1 pseudogene is annotated in these 1,159 nt (G+C 54.4%); it reads left to right on the plus strand.

From position 1 onward, the window contains the following. A pseudogene (locus CPA45_RS22940) lies at window positions 1–1,159 on the plus strand (hypothetical protein); the annotation flags it as partial.

Raw genomic sequence — 1,159 nt, forward strand, 5'->3', positions numbered from 1 at the left:
GCACGGCCGGTCAGGCACAGCTACCTGTATTCCTGTTTGAAGAAGAGCGCAGGCAATATGACGCCATACAGAGCAACCTGAATGCGATCTATACGCAAGCCAAGCTATCCGTTCAAGAAGCTAGCCCTCAAAGAACGCTGATATGGAATACCAATTTGGTCGATGCCCGGCCGTCGTTGGGCTATACCAAGCGCAAAATTGATCTTTTGGTACGCGGCGATTTTCCCCTGCGCGAATTCAGTTCGCCCCTGGCCGAAAAATCATTAAGTCATCTCAGCTTATGGCAATTAATGCCGGAAATGACAGCTAACGAGCGAGACCAACTGGATCAGGCGCTGGTGGCGGACAAGGTGCTTCCCGCACGGCTTTGGGAGGCGCCCGAAACAGCCCTTAGCCAATGGCTTGAAAGCCGCTGCTGCCAAAAAATTGACCTACAGGCCGAGTGGCACGAAGAGCAACTTGGGTTCTTTGAGCCGTCGCTGTTCTTTGCATATTTAACGGAGCAAGGCCTGGAGGTCGCCTCGCTTGACAACGAAAACGCCAAGCAGCGCTGGGGGGAATCACTTCAGCAAGTGCTGTTCACGGGGCGCAGCCGCGAAAAACTGCGCCTGTTTGATGCCAGCGCCCAAGCACAAATGGTGCGCCTAGTGGGCATGGCCCATTTTGACCTATATGAAAGAACAGAAAACGGAAGCGCCCCCCAGCACCCCTTCGAGCTTAAGCAGGTCTCCTTTATGGAAGCGACGGGCGACCACGGCAGTTCAACGGAAGTAAGCGCGTCTGCGAGTAATACCCCAGGGGCGGGTCTTGGCAATAGGGGGCGTGAGCAGAAACAAAGCATTGGCTTAGAACACAAATGGGAGGCCAAAGGCACTTTCAACCTTGCTAAAGGCGAATTGGCGCTGGGCCGCTTGGAGCTACCTAAAAAGGAAGAGGCCCAGCCTATTAGGGTAAAGCTTAGCGAGCAAGAGGGGGCTAATGGTCAGGCTATTGAGCGCGAAGTAGGCCGCTATGCCGTTATATTCGATGTAGTGGCGAAGGGCTTTACCGGCGCTAATGTCGCGCTAGCAAACAAGGTGGGTTTCAAACTGGATAAGGGCGGGTTGAGCCTTGCCGGGCTAGATTTACGCAATCAGGAAACCGATAGCGCCGGGGTTAG

The organism is Vreelandella nigrificans (assembly GCF_002374315.1).
GTDB lineage: Bacteria > Pseudomonadota > Gammaproteobacteria > Pseudomonadales > Halomonadaceae > Vreelandella > Vreelandella nigrificans.